19 protein-coding genes and 2 pseudogenes are annotated in these 19,562 nt (G+C 58.2%); 12 read left to right on the top strand and 9 right to left on the bottom strand.

The features are described 5' to 3' along the window. Window positions 1-567: 567 nt before the first annotated feature. The gene (locus NBT82_RS05855) at window positions 568-1,404 is read left to right on the top strand and encodes a CPBP family intramembrane glutamic endopeptidase (protein ID WP_251330619.1); all 837 of its coding nucleotides are present in this window, start codon (window positions 568-570) and stop codon (window positions 1,402-1,404) included. 40 nt (window positions 1,405-1,444) lie between these two features. On the opposite strand, the gene NBT82_RS05850 is transcribed toward NBT82_RS05855, so the two are convergent. Then, the gene (locus tag NBT82_RS05850) at window positions 1,445-2,518 is read right to left on the bottom strand and encodes a hypothetical protein (RefSeq protein WP_251330618.1); all 1,074 of its coding nucleotides are present in this window, start codon (window positions 2,516-2,518) and stop codon (window positions 1,445-1,447) included. Next, the gene (locus NBT82_RS05845) at window positions 2,434-2,913 is read right to left on the bottom strand and encodes a hypothetical protein (protein WP_251330617.1); all 480 of its coding nucleotides are present in this window, start codon (window positions 2,911-2,913) and stop codon (window positions 2,434-2,436) included. Before NBT82_RS05845 ends, NBT82_RS05850 begins: the two co-directional genes overlap by 85 nt. 145 nt (window positions 2,914-3,058) lie before the next feature. Between NBT82_RS05845 and NBT82_RS05840 the strand changes: the two genes are divergently transcribed. From NBT82_RS05840 to NBT82_RS05825, 4 genes are all read left to right on the top strand, one after another. Beyond that, window positions 3,059-3,940 (top strand): ABC transporter permease, encoded by an 882-nt coding sequence (locus tag NBT82_RS05840; RefSeq protein WP_251330616.1) that lies wholly within the window; start codon window positions 3,059-3,061, stop codon window positions 3,938-3,940. Next, the gene (locus NBT82_RS05835) at window positions 3,937-4,692 is read left to right on the top strand and encodes an ABC transporter ATP-binding protein (RefSeq protein WP_251330615.1); all 756 of its coding nucleotides are present in this window, start codon (window positions 3,937-3,939) and stop codon (window positions 4,690-4,692) included. The genes NBT82_RS05840 and NBT82_RS05835 overlap by 4 nt, the downstream gene beginning before the upstream one ends. After that, a complete protein-coding gene (locus NBT82_RS05830) occupies window positions 4,689-5,270 on the top strand; it encodes a DUF8130 domain-containing protein (protein WP_251330614.1) in 582 nt (193 codons plus the stop codon). Before NBT82_RS05835 ends, NBT82_RS05830 begins: the two co-directional genes overlap by 4 nt. Before the next feature lie 386 nt (window positions 5,271-5,656). Continuing rightward, a complete protein-coding gene (locus NBT82_RS05825) occupies window positions 5,657-6,391 on the top strand; it encodes a hypothetical protein (protein ID WP_251330613.1) in 735 nt (244 codons plus the stop codon). 60 nt (window positions 6,392-6,451) lie between these two features. On the opposite strand, the gene NBT82_RS05820 is transcribed toward NBT82_RS05825, so the two are convergent. Both NBT82_RS05820 and NBT82_RS05815 read right to left on the bottom strand, forming a co-directional pair. Then, on the bottom strand, window positions 6,452-6,940 hold the full coding sequence (locus tag NBT82_RS05820) for a DUF8071 domain-containing protein (protein WP_251330612.1): 489 nt from the start codon (window positions 6,938-6,940) through the stop codon (window positions 6,452-6,454). A gap of 407 nt (window positions 6,941-7,347) precedes the next feature. Then, window positions 7,348-7,716: a hypothetical protein gene (locus NBT82_RS05815; RefSeq protein WP_251330611.1), complete on the bottom strand. Its 369-nt coding sequence runs from the start codon at window positions 7,714-7,716 to the stop codon at window positions 7,348-7,350. 158 nt (window positions 7,717-7,874) lie between these two features. On the opposite strand from NBT82_RS05815, the pseudogene NBT82_RS05810 reads away from it, so the two are divergent. Then, window positions 7,875-8,402: pseudogene (locus NBT82_RS05810) on the top strand (outer membrane protein assembly factor BamB family protein); the annotation flags it as partial. Between the two features lie 80 nt (window positions 8,403-8,482). On the opposite strand, the gene NBT82_RS05805 reads toward NBT82_RS05810, so the two are convergent. From NBT82_RS05805 to NBT82_RS05795, 3 genes are all read right to left on the bottom strand, one after another. Next, window positions 8,483-9,586 (bottom strand): outer membrane protein assembly factor BamB family protein, encoded by a 1,104-nt coding sequence (locus NBT82_RS05805; RefSeq protein WP_251330609.1) that lies wholly within the window; start codon window positions 9,584-9,586, stop codon window positions 8,483-8,485. A 493-nt stretch (window positions 9,587-10,079) separates the two neighbouring features. Continuing rightward, window positions 10,080-11,198 (bottom strand): outer membrane protein assembly factor BamB family protein, encoded by a 1,119-nt coding sequence (locus NBT82_RS05800; protein ID WP_251331361.1) that lies wholly within the window; start codon window positions 11,196-11,198, stop codon window positions 10,080-10,082. Further along, a complete protein-coding gene (locus NBT82_RS05795; protein ID WP_251330608.1) occupies window positions 11,198-11,596 on the bottom strand; it encodes a hypothetical protein in 399 nt (132 codons plus the stop codon). Before NBT82_RS05795 ends, NBT82_RS05800 begins: the two co-directional genes overlap by 1 nt. Window positions 11,597-11,999: 403 nt before the next feature. On the opposite strand from NBT82_RS05795, the gene NBT82_RS20400 reads away from it, so the two are divergent. The 6 genes and pseudogenes from NBT82_RS20400 to NBT82_RS05770 all read left to right on the top strand — a co-directional run bounded on the left by NBT82_RS20400 (window position 12,000) and on the right by NBT82_RS05770 (window position 18,017). Continuing rightward, window positions 12,000-12,374: an Ig-like domain-containing protein gene (locus tag NBT82_RS20400; protein WP_486617151.1), complete on the top strand. Its 375-nt coding sequence runs from the start codon at window positions 12,000-12,002 to the stop codon at window positions 12,372-12,374. 679 nt (window positions 12,375-13,053) lie between these two features. Further along, a pseudogene (locus tag NBT82_RS05790) lies at window positions 13,054-13,275 on the top strand (transposase); the annotation flags it as partial. Between the two features lie 104 nt (window positions 13,276-13,379). Then, window positions 13,380-13,841, top strand: a complete 462-nt coding sequence (locus tag NBT82_RS05785; RefSeq protein WP_251330607.1) for a DUF4112 domain-containing protein — start codon at window positions 13,380-13,382, stop codon at window positions 13,839-13,841. Between the two features lie 498 nt (window positions 13,842-14,339). After that, window positions 14,340-15,431, top strand: a complete 1,092-nt coding sequence (locus tag NBT82_RS05780; RefSeq protein ID WP_251330606.1) for a DUF7972 family membrane protein — start codon at window positions 14,340-14,342, stop codon at window positions 15,429-15,431. A 769-nt stretch (window positions 15,432-16,200) separates the two neighbouring features. Then, window positions 16,201-16,959 (top strand): creatininase family protein, encoded by a 759-nt coding sequence (locus NBT82_RS05775; RefSeq protein ID WP_251330605.1) that lies wholly within the window; start codon window positions 16,201-16,203, stop codon window positions 16,957-16,959. A gap of 770 nt (window positions 16,960-17,729) precedes the next feature. Further along, window positions 17,730-18,017, top strand: coding sequence for a hypothetical protein (locus NBT82_RS05770; protein WP_251328576.1), 288 nt, complete (start codon window positions 17,730-17,732; stop codon window positions 18,015-18,017). 69 nt (window positions 18,018-18,086) lie between these two features. Here NBT82_RS05770 and NBT82_RS05765 read toward each other — a convergent pair whose 3' ends face one another. Both NBT82_RS05765 and NBT82_RS05760 read right to left on the bottom strand, forming a co-directional pair. Then, window positions 18,087-18,842, bottom strand: a complete 756-nt coding sequence (locus tag NBT82_RS05765) for a DUF7537 family lipoprotein (protein WP_251330604.1) — start codon at window positions 18,840-18,842, stop codon at window positions 18,087-18,089. Between the two features lie 91 nt (window positions 18,843-18,933). After that, window positions 18,934-19,464, bottom strand: a complete 531-nt coding sequence (locus NBT82_RS05760; protein WP_251330603.1) for a hypothetical protein — start codon at window positions 19,462-19,464, stop codon at window positions 18,934-18,936. Between the last annotated feature and the right edge of the window lie 98 nt (window positions 19,465-19,562).

Genomic DNA, 19,562 nt, shown 5'->3' with positions numbered 1-19,562 from the left:
ACGCCGATGATGCTTCCCCAGTATTGGGAGTGCTCCCATACCTACATATGTCCAGCAAATGTACATTCATGGTTCGGTGGCTCTGTTGACATCCTTGGAACCTGATTGAACTGGCGTGCTGAATACGAGGGTGTGTCGGTCACGTCGAACGCTCGTTTGGATCGAATAGCCGCGGGATTCCGAAGTAAATAGCAGGAATCAATACACCAGTCAGAACGACTCCTACGACGACTGGGAGAATACCTGTTGGGTCGGGGGTAACGACAAAGGAGACGGTGAATCCGAGGAAAAGAGCCGCAAAAATGGAAATAGACGTTAGTACAGCAGAGTTCATATCCCCACATTCAGTCGGAGAATCAATAAGATTGGCGTCCCTTGATTCTCTCTGAACAGGTCGTGATTGACTTCCTCCCTGTATCCAGAATTGAAGCACCGCATCCATGATCGAATAGCTGCGATCGTCCCCGTCGACAGCAGCTCTCTACACCGGAGTGATTGAGGGAGGGAACTGACGAATGGAAGATAATTTAACCGGACTATTTGAAATTCACCCGAATGTCGCGTGTTGTGAGCGACTCGCCCGTGTTCGAGAGCGGACATCTGGTCCCCATCGTAACGTATCTCCTGATACTCATTGTATTATCTGGAGTTACACTCATCTCTACAGGTGAGTCTCCGTCACCCATTCTGGGAATGGCGTGGGGCATGTTCCTCATCCTAGTCGGACTCGCTGCACTCACAGTCGAGGGCGTCTCCCCTCGCTCACTCCTACCGCCAACTCGATCTCTCGTGCCAGTGTTGGGCGTTCTCATCACGTTCTGGGCGCTCTACAATCTCGTTGCGTACGGTCTCGCCCTCTCCGGAGTCGCCGGATTCGACATCGCCTCGTCAAGGGTTGTTGCCCACCCCTTGCCGTATCTGGCAGCACTCGGTAGCTCCCTCGTCTTCACTGCCATTCCAGAGGAACTCGTGTTTCGCGCATATCTCCAGTCAAAAGCAGTCGCACTCACGGAGGGAAATGTCCGACGTGCGGTCGCTATCGGCGTCGCGGTCGGAGCAGTCCTGTTTGCCTTCTTTCATTTACCAAGGTGGTTTCTCATGTCGAATCACGGAATCGGCCCCGCACTGGCCGGTCATCTCCTCGGGCTGACCCTTGCGGGCCTCGCCTACGGGCTTGTGTACGCAGTGACGAGGAATCTCTGGCTCGTCGCCCTCTTCCACGCGACGATGAACCAGCCACCGTTCCTCCTGACGATTCAGATCCCGTCGAACCTACACCTCCTCGTGGGGATTATCGAGTACGCTTCGATCATCTTGTTCGTACTCGTGACCGCATACGTGACCGAATCCGCCGGAATCTCCGTCACGCCGGCACGGCAGGAGGCCTCACAAGCGAGCGATTGAGGGGCAAGATTCGACAGTCCACTCAATAGGATCGCAGAGGCTAGTATCGCAGGAGATCGGACAGGAATCCCTTCACTTTCGTTTCGAGAGCAACATCGAATTCACCGGAAGGGCGAGGAGCACTCGCAGTACCATACTGGTCGAACACGGTTTCGATTCGATAGGTTAGCCGTTTTTCTGCAGAGTTAGTGTCCTGTGAAGCATGGGTCTGTGGTGACCCTCTCGCTTCGTCAGGCCAGACGTCGACGAAGACGTCTCGATGATCGACCACCTTTCGAAGGCGACCCGTATCACGATCGAGCGTGACCTCAATGAACGGGCCTACAAATCCCGTAACGGCGGTGAGTGCCAGTGGAACCACCTGGGCGTACGCATCGGGGGCAGTAATACGGAACGTGACCGTCGCTTCGTTCTCACGCACACGCTCCCACGTGGCCCGGTGGGGGCGAATATACTCTTGCAGTAGCGGATCAGAGCTGTCGTGATTGACTCCGACGCCACTCCGGCCAGTCTGGTCTGTGACCTGGATGTCCCCTGCAGCTGTGCCCCCACTCGGCGTCGGTGCGTCGAAATCGTACAGTATCGTCCCATCCGTGACGTACATCACGTAGGTCAGCGGCAGCGAGTCAGCACCGAACGCACGGTTGTAGTGCAAGAGGGCTGGCAGCGTTCCATGCGGAGAGAGGTACTCTAGGCCGGGCGCCCGTTCAGGTGTCACGCTCGCCAGCAGTGGTGCGTCGAAGGTGGTGAGCGCGTGCAGATGCCGACGTCGAGAGTGTTCGTGCCACTGCTGGTGGCGACCCAACTCGTAGGGTGCCTGGTCAGTCCAATCCCGTCGGATTTCGATACTAGTGAGTGCCCGGTGGTCGACCGCAAATCGGTGGGTGGCCGCAGCGATGATGCGCTCGCGTGGCGTCTCTCCCGTCGGTCGCTCGGGGGAATATGGACGGATGTCGCCGATCCGGGCACTGACGTAGCCCGTCGCCAGTGCTGCCGTTCCCCCAAAAGCGGTCACAAACTGCCGTCGGTTCATTCCGTGTTCCCCGTCCGCGGGACTGTCGTCGAGTCGGTTGAACTGGATGTGGGCGTCGCCGACTGGGTCGGCGGGGTCCACTGGGCGACCGCCCGTGAGCGATTGCCGTCCGGAGCGACCCACACGAGGCGTGCAGCGGCTGGTTCTGGCATCTCGTGAATCACCCTCGCTCCCGGCGAAATGGGGAAGGTATCGACAGGGTCGCCACGATCGGACACCTCGTCGCTCGCGACCCAGACCGTTCGGTGGAGTGTATCGGCCTCCGTTCGCACCACGAGGAGCGCGGTATTCGCTGCTGTCAGCTGATTCCCCCGCTCGAATCGAACGGTCAGTTCCGAGCGATCACTGTCCCAATTGAACGAAACGAAGATGTTCGGTTGACTTGCGGGGTACGCCGTCGTCGAGGGACCCGCAGGCGCGACCGAACAGCCCGCGAGAACGGTCGGTAGTGACGCGAGGAGGGCACGTCTCTGCATACTGGGTAGCCCAACGGACGGCGTAAAAATGAATTGGACGTTGTCGTGATGGGTGGGGCAGCGGTCCCGCGCGAAGACGGGGCCGAAAGCAGACACTGAGCGTACAAGAGCAGAGCTTTTGTGACGGCTTGCTGTCTCTCCAGCCATGCGGTGGTCCCCGCTTGCACGCAGCGAATACCGGACAGTCCTCACCTCCAAGGGAGCGTGGATACTCGCTCTCTTCGTCGTCCTTTGGGGGTTCCGACCGACCTACGCCGGGTGGGATGCGGTCGGACGAAATATCACCATCGGATACATCCAGATCGGCGTCGACCTGTTCCTCCCGATCGGTGCCCTCCTCCTATCGTATCAGTCACTCATCGGTGAACGAACCACTGGTAGTATCAAATTCCTCCTCGGATTGCCGCTGACGCGGACGCAGATCCTCTTCGGGAAGACGACTGGGCGGTTCGTGGGCATCGGGACGGCGATCGTCGCGGCAACGCTCGTTCTCGCCGGAATCGGCCTCGTCGAACACGGCACGTTCGGTCTGCTTCCCTTCCTCGGAACGCTCGTCGCAACACTGTTACTCGCCAGCGCGATGGTCGCCGTCGGCGTGTTCGTCTCGACGGTCACCCGACGAACCGTGACCGCCGCGACAGGGGTATTCGCGTATTTTCTCGTGACGCTGTTCTGGAGTCAGATCGTCACGTCGCTCTATACGGCCGTCACCGGCATTCCGGTCGACCCATACGATGCGCCGGCGAGTGGGCCGCTCTTTCTCGCGCTCAGACTGACCCCCGATGGCGCGTATAACGTCCTGACGAACTGGTTTCTCGACGTCGGCAACTCGACGGAACTGTTCCACATCGTCTACACCAAACTCGCTCCAGGTGTCTCTGTGAACGCCTTCGTCGTTGAGGCAGCATTCGACGGCGGCGGTCCATGGTACCTCCATCCCGCACTGAGTTCGGTCGTCCTCCTCGTCTGGGTGGTGGTGCCGGTAGCTCTCGCTCGCCGTGTCTTCACCAGAGGTGACGCAGTATGAGTTCGTCAGGGCCCGCAATCGAAGCTAACGCGGTGACTAAGGAGTACGGCGACGTTCGCGCCGTCGATAGCCTTGACCTGACAGTCGAGCGCGGCGAAACGTACGGATTTCTCGGCCCGAACGGTGCTGGCAAATCGACGACGATCGGACTGTTGCTCGATTATCTGCGACCGACTTCAGGAACGGTTCGCGTCCTCGGTCGCAATCCACGACGTGACATCGTCGAGGTTCACGACCGAATCGGGGTGCTTCCGGATCGATTTGGTCTCTACGAGGACCGATCCGCCCGTCAGCATATCGCGTTCGTCGCAGAGACGAAACGCGTCGACGACGATCCAGCAGCACTCCTCGAACGCGTGGGACTCGGAGATGCCGTCGACGACGATGCGGGTGAGTTCTCCAGTGGAATGGAGCAACGGTTGGCGCTCGCGATGGCGCTCGTCGGTGACCCCGAACTACTCATCTTGGACGAACCGTTCAGCGGCCTCGACCCACACGGCGTCCGGCGAGTGCGGGAAATCGTCCACGAGGAGACCCAGCGTGGTGCAACGGTGTTCTTTTCCAGTCACGTTCTCGGGCAGGTCGAACTGGTCTGTGACCGGATCGGTGTCCTCCACGAGGGGAAGTTCGTTGCCGAGGGAACGCTCGACGAACTCCGAAATCGGACTGCATCTCCCGAGGACGCGACGATGGAAGACGTGTTCGTCGAACTCACCGACGCCCGTGTCGACGACGGGGGTGAGCCGCGATGAAGCGCCGAACGTTCTTGACGGCAAGTACGCTGTCCATCGCTGGTCTCTCCGGGTGTCTCGGTGATACCGAATATCGAATCACCAACACGGCTACGGAGACGCCTCTAGACTCGCTCTCGCTGTCAGTACGCATCGCGGTCGCTGACGCGACGATCGAACATCCGGCCGCACTCATCCTTACGCTGGAGAACACGGCCGACGACCCGATTCGAATCCGGAGCTACGGCGTCTGGCCATTCGGCGTCCTCGCACTCGCTCCGTCGCCGACCCCCGGCGAAGACACGTGGAAGACGACGCTGTACTCCCCATCGTACGAGGCATCCACTCACGTAGAAGTCGACCGTGGCGGGTCGTCGATGTCGTTGAATGGGACGCCGATAACCCGACCGCTCGATCCCGGTGAGAGTATCAGCAGACGATATGAACTTCGCGGCGACGACCTTCCAAGCGCGGGGACGCACTACATCGTGGAGAAGTTCGATGGACGAGACTCACGGTATTCGAGGGGTGACGACTGGGAAACGCTCGAGTACCAGATCCGTCTCGGTATCGAAGAAAAACGACGATTGCCGATATAGGAGTGGCACCTCGAGACGGGGCCTACTCGGAAACCCGAACGCTTTCGTGTCGTCTACTCGACTTTCGCAGTCGAATGCCCCCGCTATCGCGTCGCGCCCTCCTCGCGACTATGGCAGTCGGAGCTGCTGGCACGTCTGCTGGCTGTTCTGGATGGATAGACGGCTCATCGACGAATGGGAACACTCCATCCGAGCTCGGAAACCACACGGTATTCGCCGCTGAAGGAGTCACCCTGTCACGAGCCGAGAGCCTCGACAGAACCTCCGACCCATCGAATGCCGACGTTGCGGTCTATCCGGCCGATGCGAGCGTTGATTCCATCACCGACTCTCTTCAGGCTGAGATTGCCACGGCGGTCGTTGGAGCCGACGCACAGGCAGCCCTGATGGAGGCATGCGCGGCCGATGGCCGTTCGTACGGCTTCGCCCGCAACAGTTGGGGTCCGGAAACGTCCGTCGTCGCTGCCACCCCGAGCGGCGACCGTATCGACACCCACCTGTTCGTCGGTGTCGACGTCCCGGACGACCTGCTCTGGGCACTTGACGACGCTCTCCTGACTACTGGACCGGAATGCACGCTTCGGCAGAACGGTTCGGAGCACTCAGAACGATTCACGGAGGACACACAGCCGGTCAGCATCTCGCGCATCCGCGGCGTGAACGACGTCGGCGGGTTCGATCGCTGGTATCGCGTTCGCGCAACGAAACACGCCGGCGGTGCCGGCTACGTCGTCGATATCACCGGGACGATTTTCGCAAGCCCGACAGCCAGACACGCAAGCAACTATCGAAGCGACCAGATCAGACTCGTCACCCATGCTGACGGACAGGTCGAATCTGCTACCCTTGGAGTCGGCGGCGTGCCGGTGGACGCTCTCCACATCGACGACCGCTCGAAGCGCTCCGATGGAGTCGTCGAACAGGCAGTCACACCCGAGAGTGATGCTGCCCGTCAGTCCTTCACGGCGTGCCAGCGTGCCGTCATCACCACCGACACCGTCGAAGAACAGTTCAGTTACACCGTAAATGGACGCTTCAGGTGGCGAAAGTCGGGGCTGCTTGACGATGACCTGTGGCACCACCACACGCCGGGACAGGCGGCCTGGTATCCACGCTGGTGAGCAGAAGCGTTCGTTACGTCTTCCGCAATTCTCCGACGTGTATCGGTTTCCTGTTCAGGGCTAGGCCTGCATCGACGCCTCGCCAGCTCCCGACTGATCCTCGAAGTGTCCCCTGATTCGTCGAAGTACGGTACCAATCAAGAAACCCGTCACCCCCAGTGGGAGACCGACCACTACAGCAGTCATCAGACCGATGGCTGTCGCATCGGGGATTCCGACTGTGCCATAGTACTCGGTCGAGAGTCCATAGCGCGCGAATCCGATACCGAACGTCGGTGCCATCGCGAGGACGGTGGCTGGGATCAATCCTGAATTGAAGACCGTGAACAGAGTAGCAACAGCAACGATTGTGGCAACACCTACGAAGACGAGCGGTTCCGGATTCGCTCCCGTCCACGTACCGACTGCCATCGACTCGATATGGCGGTAACTGGAGTTGGTCACGACCCACCACTCGGTTTCAAAGGCGAGGAACGGTGCACTCAGGAAGGCCACGACCGAGATCTCCCTGCGAATCCCGATGAGACCATTCGTCACGCGTTCCAGCACACGTCTCGTTCTCTCGGCCCCGAGAGCAGCGCTGAAAGAGTCAGACAGAGTACTCGTTACTGAGCCAGCCCAGCGTCGCACCTCCCGAGTCATGTTTCTGGTCTGCCCCGCTACCCACGAGCAACCGCTGTATACCCACCAAAACAGGGCGAACAGGTAGCGATAGATTGCTCGTAGCCGATTGTGAGCAGTGGTTCCATCGAATTCTATCTGCATAGTCGATATTGTGGGTGATCCTCCTATCAAAGGTTGGATGATTATAACATTCGTCGTAGTCTATCGATTTACGTTCCATCGGTTCTATTGGAATCCCCAACCACTGATAATCTGTCAAGGCGAAGCCGAATACAGCACGCGAGTCGGCCACGAGACTTGCCTGGACTCGACGTCACGGACCGAGGGGAGACTTAACACTCACCGATGGGTTTGAGTTCGAATCCCGTCGTCTCTTGATCACGAAACGCGTACTGAATACCGACACAGGGGTCGGTTACGTCTGCATATTCCGAGGGGCGAAGGTGAACCACTTGGTCGCCGATGTCGAAATAAACCGTGTAGTGTCCCGCTCCTTTCACGGGGTCGTCTATCCTGCGCGTTGATTGCTCAACGCTGGTACCGAGTTGGGTGGTCGCTCTGAACACCTCCTCGTCGTTTCGCTCGATAACGACAGTGACGTGACGGGCTTCGTCGCGGTTATTCTCGAGGTGTATCCAGGCAATTTTCGTCGTCGGCTGGTCTGTCTGGCCGAGACACCCACTCGTGAGGATCCAGCGCACAGATAGAGACACGTACGACGCCTCATACTATTCCGAAGTTCGTTCAACCCAAAAAATCGCGGGACGCTACAATCACTAGTTTGAGACACACGCGCACTTGTTGGACTGCCGTTTCGACACTGAGTGATTTAAAGTAAACGAGGGGCGCTGCTAACTCTACCGTGTACGTGGCCGCGACCGATGGAAACCTGTACGCCCTCAATCGGGACACGGGAGAAGAGCAGTGGCGATTCGATGGGGGACAAAGACTCAGCCAACCACCCACCGTCGTCGGCTCCGACGACCAGAGTGTCGTCATCGGAAGCGATGCGGGGAACGTGTTCAGTACCGACGCCGCCTCCGGCGAGATGTATTGGAGTCACCAGCTCGAAGATCGGGTCAACACACCGCCCGTAGTCGTCGACAGCGTCATCTACATCGGTGATAATTCGGGGCGACTGTACGCGCTGGCGAACGAAAATTCGAACGTCGGCGCTGAAGGTGGCTCCTGTCGGATACCTGCCTCAGAAGAAACTGATCGCAGTCAAGGAGACACCGATAATGACGACGTGGCCAAGATTATGCTCCACGAGGTAGTTCCGTTCAGAGCAAAGGTGACCTCCAAAAGAGGTACGGCCGGAGTTCGTCCGAAGACGAGGACGAGGAGTTCCTGGTCGGAGCCGGAGTCGGTGCCGGCGTCTCGCTGAGCGACATCGGTCTCGGCTATGTGCTCTGGGGACGCGAGACCAGTAACTCAAATAATCCGAAGTTAACCGCTGGAAGGTGGTCAGTCCCTAGCGAAGGCGAGGATCCCTCTCTGCTGGCCGCCGACGTAGATACGATCGACAGTAACGGCAACATCCCTGGGAGCAATCGAAAGATCGGTTCGCCAGCGCTCGCGCCCGTCACTCGTCGAGAGTGCAATCAGTTCTCCTTGGCCGGTTTCTTGATCCGGAGCGATTCCGTACCCGACGACCAGGGTGTCGCCGGCGACGACGGGGTGGCAGAGTCTGAATTCTGCCGGGGACGCTGTTGCAACGTTTCGGTCAGAGAGCGAGTCTCGGACGATCCATTCGATCCCGCCGGTCGAGGCACGTAATGCATAGACGACGAAGAGTTCCTGTTGCTCGTGTCCTTCACAGATGAACATCCGCTCACCATCCGTCGCGAGTGAGGAGAACGCCGCAGCGCCGGAACTCGCCAGACCCGGGAATTGCCACGTAACTCCTGTGCCTCCGGCTACCCCGAACGCGAGCGTCTCGCGTGCATCCGTCGACCAGACGACTTTGCGGGCGATACTGACGTCTCCGTCACTGGTCACGACCGGTCTACCCGGAAGATCTAGTGGTGCAGTCGCGCGGTCGATACTCGGAGATCCATCGAACATCTCGATCGTGAATACTGCTGGAGTGGGGCCACCGTAGCTCGCCCACACCCGATTGGCACGTACTGCGAGCCCACCGAGATCCTCCAACACGTGGGAGTCGCCGTTTCGATTCCCGAGGTAGATTCGCCACTGCTCGCTCCCATCTTCGGGGTTGAGCCCATGAATCCCGTAACTGGACTGTATGTAGACCGTGTCGGGAGTTGCCATCGGGAGCAGCGAGAACCAATCTGCCGAGCGTCCGGATCCAGTGAGAAAGCGGTCGGGAACGGTCTCACCGAGTCGCTCGTGGAGGTTTACTCGCCATCGGACGGTTCCATCCGATACGTCGACGGCGACGACGTCTGTTCGAGTGTCCGTTAGATACACCGTTCCATTGACGAGCCCACCGAATTGTGGATAGCGACGTTCTCGCGAAAACTCGATCTGCTGTCGCCAGCGCTTGGCACCATCGGTCGCATCGTACGCGTACAGGACGACACTCGCATCACGTGCGGTCGCAGTCACGACTATCTCGTTAGTGGCGGCGACGACGTCGCCCGAGACGACGTCTTCTGTGGCGGCAGCGTCCTGACGGTGCTGCCACGTATCCGTAGGCTGAGAACGAAGTGTGCGTCGACTCCGTGCGGTATGTCGGAGGTCGCCCTGGGGGAATCGCCACTCCCCGGCTGGAGGAGACCACGACGTACCGAGAGCGTTTGGAGGACGTTCGTTCGGACTGCTGGAAGGGTTAAGCCCGCCACATCCTGCGAGGCTACTCGTACCGACGAGGCCAATCATCCGGAGGACAGTACGCCGGTTTGCGGAGACCATCGAATCGACGATTTTGTATCGGGTCGTGAAAGTGGTTCGGTGGAAGAACGACGTTGACGTCTCCAGCGAAAGCACGCGTACCCGCAGTTAGGTCGAGTCAATATCCGGTAGCTGAATCACTACTGTCGTACCGTTATCGATCATAATCTCCCCCACGGGGAACGAGCGTACGCCAAGCCGGAGGCGATTACGACAGGTCGACAGCGAAGAGCCGTTCGTTGTTCGCCGCGTAGAGGAGATTCACCCCCGCGACGACCGTCCCGACGACGCTGTTCGTCTCAAGTTGCCACAGGGTTTCACCCGTCCGCGAGAACGCATAGACGTGGTTGTCGTTCGATCCAGCGTACACCACGTCGGCAGTCACGGCGAGTTCGTACACAGTGCTGTTCTCGTCCGTGAACGACCACCGTTCGGAGCCGTCCGAGCGGTCGAGCACGACGAGCGTCCCGTGCTCCCGTCCGCTACAGCCGAGATACACCGAATCGTCGTCGACGACTGGACGTGTTCCACGTTTCGGTGACGGCGTGTCGACTGCCCATCGAACGGAGCCGTCCACACGGTTCAGCGCAAACAGTCTCCCTGTCCGTCCCGGCTCGGTCGACGTAGCCACGTAGACGGTGTCGTCCGCAACCGTCGGGCTCCGCGTCTCAGTATCGGTCCGATACTGCCGCCGTCGCTCGCCATCGAGGTCAAACGCTGTAACGACCCCGTCGACACGATTAGTGAAGACAACGCCGTTTGCCGTCGCGGCCGGTGTCGTGAGACGGTCACCGCTCGTATCCGCCCGCCAGACGACATCACCACTGTCGGTATCGATGGCGAGTAGATCCTCGGCATTGGCGTACACCTGCCCGTCGCCGAGGCCGACACCCAGTCTGAGTGATGATCCGACGAACCAAGCCTGTTTGCCGTCCGAGCGCCGGGGGGCACGGAGTCCGTCGCAACCGGGAACGTAGATTCGGTCCGTATCGACGGTGATGTCACTGCCGAGACAGAGCTGCCGATCGAAGTCGCTCTCGCTGTACTCGGCTGTCCACTGTGAGCTCCCATCGGTAGCTGAGGGCGCGTGGAGCGTCAGTCGGTCCATGACGTAGAGTGTCTCCCCGTCGAGGAGCGGTCGGCCACGAATACTCTTGCGCCAGCGGATCCGATCGGAGGATGGGCCAGACTCACCGATACACCCGGAACCAATACCAGCGAAGAGGATACCGAAGGACTGGAGGGCAGTTCTGCGGGAAACCGGAGACTGAGACTTGAGCCGTCCGGATTCAGTATCCGGTCGGTCGGCAGGCTTTCGTGGAGACATCATTCTTTGTCTTCGTCGGTCTCGAGTCGATAGTGTGTCGTCGTTCCATCGCTCGTCTCGATATCCTTCGTCGCAACCGCACCTTCGGCAGCCCGTTCATCGAGCGCTCCGTGAATATCGTCGATCAGCATTCCACTTGCGACGATGTCGCGCGCGACGTCAGCCAGTTGGTCCCGAATCTCAGTTAGTACGTCGCGGATTTTCTCAGGGCGGGCGTCGTTACCGAAGTCGACACCACGAATGACTTCGGTTTTCCCGTACGCATTGTCGGCGTTTTCCGAGAGGAACGCGACGAGCAACCGCTTTTCATCGTCGTATTCGCCGACAGGGGTAGTTCCCACCACCGATCCGCTGTCCGCTCGGGCACCGCTGTCCCACTCGATATCGGAGAGTGGCATAGTTGTCGGTGTGCCGACACAATTCAACGTATCTCACTGTTTCTCATATCGTAACTTGTGGATAATTCTCACGGACGAAACAGCCACGACGAGTACCACAAGGCGGTCAGCTCTCGAAAAAGACAGTGTAGAGTCGGAGGTGAGTCAGGGCCTTCCGAGTGGTATGTGCTACGGCACTGCCGATCGCTCCGATCGCAACTACGCCCGTGAGTAGCGTCACGGCGTTCCATCGTGTGATGGAGAGCATCAGGTCCGGCTTCAGCTACGGTACGTATACGAAACCGGGAGAGAGAAAACACGTTCGAACTGTTGAGGACTTCAGTACGATGAGTTCCGATTAGTGCGCTAAAATCAGCGTTTGAGCCTACGCTATTCTTTCGTTGTTTGGATGTAACGTTCAGATATGCCCTCCCCACGAGGTAGAGATGACCACCCGTCTCGTAACCGACAGGAGTCAGAACGGGTCGTCGACTCCACAGCAGACAGCAATGAAGATATCCTGATTCGGAACTACGATCATCGCAGTGGATACGATCTCCATTTGACTGTCATCACGCATCCGGATAACACGACGTTTCAGAAACGATACTACCTCCCACCAGGAGCGGTCGTCAGCGAGTGTGATCTACTTCCAAGTATCGACTGTAAGATCACTGCTGTCCTTGATGACGTGCAAGAAGCATCTAGACACTGTCGAATTGATTCGTCCCCAGATCACACGGCCGTTATCGAGATCGGAAATGGAACTCTCAGCCTGACTGAGGGCCTCTATGACTGACCGATGTACAGCAACTATCGCCCGTCAATCACCGAGCTCGTGGATCGGCGGACGAGATCCGTCGGCCGCGGCGAGACAGCACGGTGATTCAACGAGCCAGATATGAGCAAGGCACCTTCCGAGGGAGGGAACGATCCGGATCGGGAAGAAAGCGAAATCAACGAAAGACTGGATCGGGTCATCAACTTGCTCGCAACGTATCTGCCGTGAGTTGTCAGAGCAGAGGATTGGTTAGTACAGGAGCCACGTGGCGCGTTGCACGCCAGTGGCTTCGTGGCTTTTGCAAATCGTCTTCAGTTCGTGCCTGTCGAACGGGATGTTACGATGACCGATAGCTCCGATTTTGGTATTGATGGGACGGTGTCATAGAAGACTTCGCACACCACACAGGATTCATTCAATACAATTGACTTACCGGTTACAAGCCATCAGCGTACTTCCATAGCCGTAGCAGCATAGCCAGAGCCAGCACCATCGCAACAGTGACCGTGATTAGAATAATGAGAGTTGCAGAACCAACCATACGGAACTGTAAGTAGGTCATTACAATAACGTGCCGACTCAAGTTTTCGCTCCTCGTTACCACTCTAACTAATCATCGTGCACGCAGGGTCTTACGACTTAATCAGTTGTGAGAGTGCGAAATAAACACCGTGCCAACTCTTCTATGACACCCTGTGTTCAGCTGAAGCAATCGACTTTAGACGAGACGTACAACCGCCGGACAGGAGTAGAACGAACCAACGAAGCAGTCAAGGACTGCGGCCTCGGGCGCACTCACGCTCGAGGCCGCGTCCACGCACGAGCGCAGGTGTTCCTTGCGCTGTGTCTTCGCCTCGTCGTCGCAATTACCAACTACGAACGTGGTGACAATCCGGGAAGTACCATAATTATGGTGTGAGAGGTCTTCTATGGCACCCTCTAGACCAAATGAATGGTCCGAGACTAGCGTCGGGACGACGCCCACCACACAGACTTTCCGTCACTAACCCGAAACAGTTCCCCATGCCCGCGGACTTCGAATCCCGCTTCGATGTCGACTACGAGGGTGAACTACCGGCGAGCCTCGACGAAGCGGCTCTCAAGCGGATGGAGACGGTCGCGTATATACTCGACGAGAGTGTGCGCGTTCCCGGCATCGGTTTCCGCATCGGAATCGACCCCGTTCTGGGAGCACTCCCCGTTGCTGGCGACGTGGTGAGTGGCGCCTTCTCCTTGTACATCGTCGCCGAGTCGGCGTACCTCGGAGTCACCTTCACGACACTTATGGAGATGCTCGCCAACATCACCATCGACGTGGCGGGTGGATCCATCCCCTACGTCGGTACTGTGATCGACGCGCTCTGGAAGGCGAACAAACGCAACGTCGCGCTCGCACTGGAGGACCTCGCCGAAGCGGTGGAGACGGACGGGTCTGGCGACAGGACAGGCGGCGGCGTCGAAATCCCCGTCGAACCTGACAACTGAGTGGGACCGCTGGGCTATACGTGCTCGTCAAGGAAACCGGACTGTAAGTTGCTACTACAAAATACGTTGCCGAGCTCAACGACAAAAACGCGATAACGCTCTCTCAGAGATAGAACCCGAACAACCCCACCGCGTCGTACGGCCTACCTGAACGCGTTCAACGCGTCCTCGTGCTCCCCCCATCCCAGTCACCGCTGTCGGACCGCAGGCCTGCGCCGGCGCGCACCGCGATGAACGCCGAGACTGCGACGAGGCGGGCGCCGCCACAGTGGCTCCGGTGCTGAGGGTTCGGCGGACACGGCACCACGTCTGCCGACGTCCTGCCTTTGAGCGGGTCGAGGGTCGGTTCTACGTCAGGCCGCCAGGTACCAGAACGGTCTGCTGGGGTATGCCAGGGGGTTCGACGCCCGGCGGCTTATCCGTCACGGGACGTGGACGCGTGCCAGACTGACGAGTTCGTCGCCCAGAATTTTCAATCGTGAGCGGAATACGGATGGTATGAGCGACAGTGAAGGAAGTCGCCCAAGCGACACGATGCGGGAGCGCGTACCGGAGAGCAGTCGGAAATTCTGGCTACTGTTGAATGCGAACCGGTGGCTGGTCGCCGCCGGAATCTCGGGCGGCGTGTTCCTCGCACTTGCCATCATTGGGCAACTCCACCCGATCGGGACGCTGGCGCTGTTCAGCCAGGCGGACCCTATCGAGACGCTGTTCCAGGGGTTGCTCACGTCCATCATCACGGCTGTCACGCTCGTACTCACGCTCAGCCAGCTCGTACTCTCCCAGGAACAGGGGCCGATCGGGGACCAGCGTGAACGCATGGAGGGTGCGATGGCGTTCCGGAAGGACGTTGAGGACGTCATCAAGGACCCCGTCAGTCCCGCCCAGCCCTCGGCGTTCCTCCGGTCGCTCGTGAAACTCACGAAGCGCCACACGGACGCCCTCCAAGACGCCATCGCAGACATCGACAACGACAACCTGAACGACCAGGTGGCCGCGTTCACAGAGAACGTGAAGAAAAACGCGGACGCCGTCCAGAATAATCTCGAAGGGTCCCAGTTCGGGGAGTTCGACGTGGTCTTCTCCGCGCTAAACTACAACTACTCGTGGAAGTTGTATGCGGCGCGCCGCATTCGCGCAGAGAACGAGGACCTGCTCACCGAGGAAGCGCACCACGCGTTCGACGAACTCATCAACGCGCTCGAACTGTTCGGGCCAGCACGCGAGCACTTCAAGACGCTGTACTTCCAGTGGGCGCTCATCGACCTTTCCCGGACGATGCTGTACGCGTCCATACCCGCGCTCCTCACGGCGGTCGCGGGCGTCTTCTACCTCGAACCGGCGATGTTCCCAGGGACCGTATTCGGCGTGCGCACGCTGGTCGTGGTGGTGAGCGCTGGCGTGGCCATTTCCCTGTTGCCGTTCGCGTTCCTATTGTCCTACATCCTCCGCATCGTCACCGTGACGAAGCGCACACTCTCCATCGGGCCGTTCATCCTCCGAGAGACCGACCGGTCCCGCGACCTCGACTGGGGAGAACCCAAAGCGAAGAGCGGGGAGAACTCGGGTGTCGGCGACAAGGGTGAGTAAAGCGGATGTCAGCTGTTCGCTCGGCCTAGCGGACGTTCTCGTAGCCGAGGTAGAGTCCATCACGTCCTCGAACTCGAATCCCGAGCGAACGGCCAGTACAGCGATCCGGACATCAGAGTAGCATAGACTGAGTTACAGTCTGGCTTCATATTATTGCTGACAGACTCGTTAGAAGCCCCGATTACGACGCGTGTAGAAGACTGTGAGGCCGAGCACACAGAGGCCAATTCCCCACCAAAGGTCATCCCCGGGTAGTAGTGTAAGATAATTGTCACGACACCTGATGACAGAAGCGACCATCCAAGCGTTGTCTGGGATGACATAGTGGTCATAGCGAGGAAGAGCGGTTAAATCACATGGAGGGTTGAGACATACGCAAGTTCACCGAACAAATATTTCACTTCTTATATATGAAATTAACACCTTGTGAAGGGTTGTATGACACCCTCGGAGACATAATTAAATCCGGGACAACAGTTTCAACGTGAACAATGGACCGGTCTAGAGAACTGAATGGACCAACTCCTGAAACAGCTTGAGTAAAGGTGCGCTTCGTAGTGATTACTCTCGCCGACCACCAGGGGTCTACTGATACTGTTTGACCGTTTCGCGCGTGTAGCAACAGTGTCTCCGACAACTACTCAATTTCTGCCAGTAGCGGCAATATCGATACAGAGGATGTAGTCAGCAGCGGATTCCTTGAATCTCCGAGCACAGTAGCTCTACGATTTCACAAGATTTTCACGTTCGTCGTGACCAGCGGGAGCGTATGTCTTTTCGCCGATCAGTAACCCTCGAGGAGATGGTATGGCCAGCTGTCGAATCCACTCTCGAAAACGGCAATCGAACGGCGATTGTCGCCGTCGGTTCGATCGAACAACACGGCCCTCACCTGCCGTTGAACATGGATACGCTGGACGGTGACGAACTCTCACGTCGCATCGCGTCGGAACTGGGCGATGCCATCGCTGCTCCAACAATCCGCCCTGGGTGTTCAGGTCATCATATGGAGTTTCCCGGGACGATTACGGTCCCCCCGGAGACACTCATGGACGTAATCCGGTCGTACTGTCGGTCTCTCGACGAGCACGGGTTCGAGCATATCGCTCTCGTCCCGACGCACGGTGGAAACTTCGGTCCGGTGAAGACTGTGGCCCCAGAAATCGCCCGCGAAATCGATGCCGCTGTGATTCCGCTTGCCGATCTCGATGAACACATGCAATTGCTGAACGAGGGACTCAGTAGGGCTGGCATCGAGTACGATCAAGACGTGATTCACGCCGGAGCTGCCGAGACGGCGATAATGTTAGCAATCAATGATGACCTCGTCAGGATGGATGCTCTCGACCCCGGGCCAGAAGGAGAATTCTCCCCAGCACGCCTGCTCAGCGAGGGCTTCAAGTCAATCACCGAGAACGGTGTTCTCGGCGACCCGACCGAAGCGACTGCCGAGGCAGGAGAAATAGTCATCGAGACGGTCGTAGAGAAGTACGCCGACCACATCAAAACCGAGCGCAGGGCAGTCTAATTCGAAGCTTCTGTCTGAGAGATACGCGCTCTGCATTCAGCAATCCTCCAAATTATATCAGACATCGAGGAGTTCGATTCGGAGAATCAGCTCTGATTGCTGGTGTATCGCAGATGTGTGTCTACTAGTCTGTTCTGGATGCGGAACGCCCGTAATTAACTGCCACCAGTAGATCCCAAGATCGAACCACGACCTAGGAACTTCGTTTATCGGTGGTATTGGAGGGTTCTCGGATAGGCTTCGTCGGAACCCTCACTCGGCGACAGTACGGATTCTCGTAGCCAACCACACCCAGCTCTCAAAGTTGCTGGAGCCCAGTTGATTGCAATCGAGAGACATCAACGACCCAATGATTAGCAGCCATGCGCCACGCCGTAGAGGCAGCGAACCAGAGGACGAAACCGCCGTCAATCGGAATCGTTCAGTGGCCGAACGAAATCAACGGCATTGTAGTCAGAGACGGTGACACCGACGATTATCCCGTCGTTATCGTGCGATTACGAGCGAGGAATCGGCGATGGGCGCTGCAGGCGCTCGTTCGGTCGGCGAACGAAGTCCCTTGCTGGGCCTGAGACGGTCGAAATCGGGGGTTCTGAATACACCGCTGAGAAGGATATGTCGGTCTCGGTCGCTGACACTCCGAGAGACGACTCGCATATCGCAGATCGAGGATCCGTTTCCATCGCACCGGGTTCGATCCGTGAATACAAGGCGACTCTCCTCAAAGAATAGATGTGAGCCACTCCTCGAAGTACCGCTGTATCACCTGTATGGACGAGACCGTCACGCGCGAATTCGACGTTTCACATCTTTCCCGCACATGCGGCGTTTGCGGAGAGTTCGATCGGTTCGTCAATACTGTGGTTATCGAGCGGTTCAATGAGTTGGATGCGGATCCACCTCCACATCTCCACTGGGAGCAACTTGATCGCCTCCGGAAATTTCTGATCGCCGAACGGCTCAGTCGGCGGGACCACACGATTGATGACTTTGAGGTAGCGGGCGACGATGACCATTCAGAGCAGACAGGGAAGAGCGAGGCCAACGCCGAAGTGTGAGACTTGGACTGCGCTGCAAGAGTCACAAGTAGTACTCCCGAAAAGCAGATCTCGAAGAGAGATTAGCTGTTAGTTCGTGGCGGCACGGGCATCACCAAGCCACCCCGGTTCGCGCACTTCAGTGGATCCGATATCCGTGATTTCGCCCGATCGTGTAACGGTGATTACCTCACCGCCATCCTCGAGCACCACTCGATACGAGAACTCCGTGAGAACGCCTTGATCGGACACGATAGCCTCGAATTCGAACGATCGGAACGAATCCACATCCGCATCAAGGAATCCATCTGAGACGGCATCAACACCGCTCGCCGTATACACGTGGCCCGTCTCGATCTCCCGATGCTCCGTCTCCATTGTCTCCAACTCGCCCAGTAGCCCTGAATCGAGGTATGCGTCAGGGCCGATATCTCGGTCGGGAACTTGATACCGTGGCTCCTCCGAGGAAAGTTCAATTCGTTCGTAACTTTCAGTACTCGTTCCGTATGCGACCCGCCCGAAGTCCGCAGTCGAAATTTCAATCAGTGACTGCTCGCTCTCAAGATCGAACGTGGCGGTGATCGTTTCATCTCTCGATGGCCCGTCCGCACTGGTACTTTCAACGCTATACTCCTCAGTAAATGTGAACGAGCCGGCTTCGTTGAGTCTGTCGGCGTGTGCTTGGCGCAACGCTGTCGAATTTACCGAGGGCCCGAACGCCCCATCGGGAACACCACCCTCCGCAGCCGAGTCGCTTGTCCCAGTAAGTGGAGTGCTATCCAGCCCGGGCAGGACCCCAGACACGGCCATGCCCCCGACAAGCATGAATAGGCCGATGATAATCACGGCACCAATTGTGCGTCGGCTAATGCCGCCGCCGGACGACGCATGCCCCGACGCGGTCCCTTGTCCTGTAGATGGTGCGTGTGCAGACTCGCTATGGCGAGGCTCGCCCTCGCCCTCCGAGAAAGAAGGTAATGGCACCACCGACAATCGAATTTGGAATCATCATCAGGATGATAAGCGTGATGAGTTTGGTAATCTCGATCGGCCCGGAGCTGCCACCGCCACCGCTGGCTGCACCACCGTCACCACCGCTACCCATAAGCACAGCAAGACCAGTCCAGAGGATTGCGGCGACGATGATTCCAAAAATCGCGAAGCCGATGCCGTTTGCAATGCCGCTGTTTACTGCCCGGGTCCGAATATCCCCAATTCCCGTTCCGGCGGTGGCATAGCCGATGAACGCTGCAATAACCGGTCCGCTCAGGACAGCAAAGGCCAAGACGACCATCGAAAGGATGCCCCCAATGATCCCGCCGCCTTCCTCACCAGCGCCGAGTTGAAGTAAGAGGACGACCCCAAGGACCCCAAGGCCTGCCCCGATGATCGCGTAGTATTTGATTGCTTGAGTAATCACTCCGGTATCCAACACGATTCCGTCACGTGCCTGCGTCTCAGTCGCCATAGCACCCTGTTGTGAAATAGTGGGTTAAAACCCCAGGGTCGCCCGACAGAGATGCTGTTCCACACACAGCTCACACCGGAATATAGCTTTACAGTCAC

Source organism: Haloplanus sp. HW8-1, from assembly GCF_023703795.1.
Classification (GTDB): Archaea; Halobacteriota; Halobacteria; order Halobacteriales; family Haloferacaceae; genus Haloplanus; species Haloplanus pelagicus.
Note: the sequence above shows the minus strand (reverse complement) of the source record. Positions and strands in the feature narration are given on the sequence as shown.

Coding starts and splice junctions, on each gene's coding strand:
- NBT82_RS05845 (WP_251330617.1), bottom strand. CDS start 2,913: ATGCAGAGACGTGCCCTCCTCGCGTCACTACCGACCGTTCTCGCGGGC.
- NBT82_RS05840 (WP_251330616.1), top strand. CDS start 3,059: ATGCGGTGGTCCCCGCTTGCACGCAGCGAATACCGGACAGTCCTCACC.
- NBT82_RS05835 (WP_251330615.1), top strand. CDS start 3,937: ATGAGTTCGTCAGGGCCCGCAATCGAAGCTAACGCGGTGACTAAGGAG.
- NBT82_RS05830 (WP_251330614.1), top strand. CDS start 4,689: ATGAAGCGCCGAACGTTCTTGACGGCAAGTACGCTGTCCATCGCTGGT.
- NBT82_RS05825 (WP_251330613.1), top strand. CDS start 5,657: ATGGAGGCATGCGCGGCCGATGGCCGTTCGTACGGCTTCGCCCGCAAC.
- NBT82_RS05800 (WP_251331361.1), bottom strand. CDS start 11,198: ATGTCTCCACGAAAGCCTGCCGACCGACCGGATACTGAATCCGGACGG.
- NBT82_RS05795 (WP_251330608.1), bottom strand. CDS start 11,596: ATGCCACTCTCCGATATCGAGTGGGACAGCGGTGCCCGAGCGGACAGC.
- NBT82_RS20400 (WP_486617151.1), top strand. CDS start 12,000: ATGCCCTCCCCACGAGGTAGAGATGACCACCCGTCTCGTAACCGACAG.
- NBT82_RS05785 (WP_251330607.1), top strand. CDS start 13,380: ATGCCCGCGGACTTCGAATCCCGCTTCGATGTCGACTACGAGGGTGAA.
- NBT82_RS05780 (WP_251330606.1), top strand. CDS start 14,340: ATGAGCGACAGTGAAGGAAGTCGCCCAAGCGACACGATGCGGGAGCGC.
- NBT82_RS05775 (WP_251330605.1), top strand. CDS start 16,201: ATGTCTTTTCGCCGATCAGTAACCCTCGAGGAGATGGTATGGCCAGCT.
- NBT82_RS05770 (WP_251328576.1), top strand. CDS start 17,730: ATGGACGAGACCGTCACGCGCGAATTCGACGTTTCACATCTTTCCCGC.
- NBT82_RS05760 (WP_251330603.1), bottom strand. CDS start 19,464: ATGGCGACTGAGACGCAGGCACGTGACGGAATCGTGTTGGATACCGGA.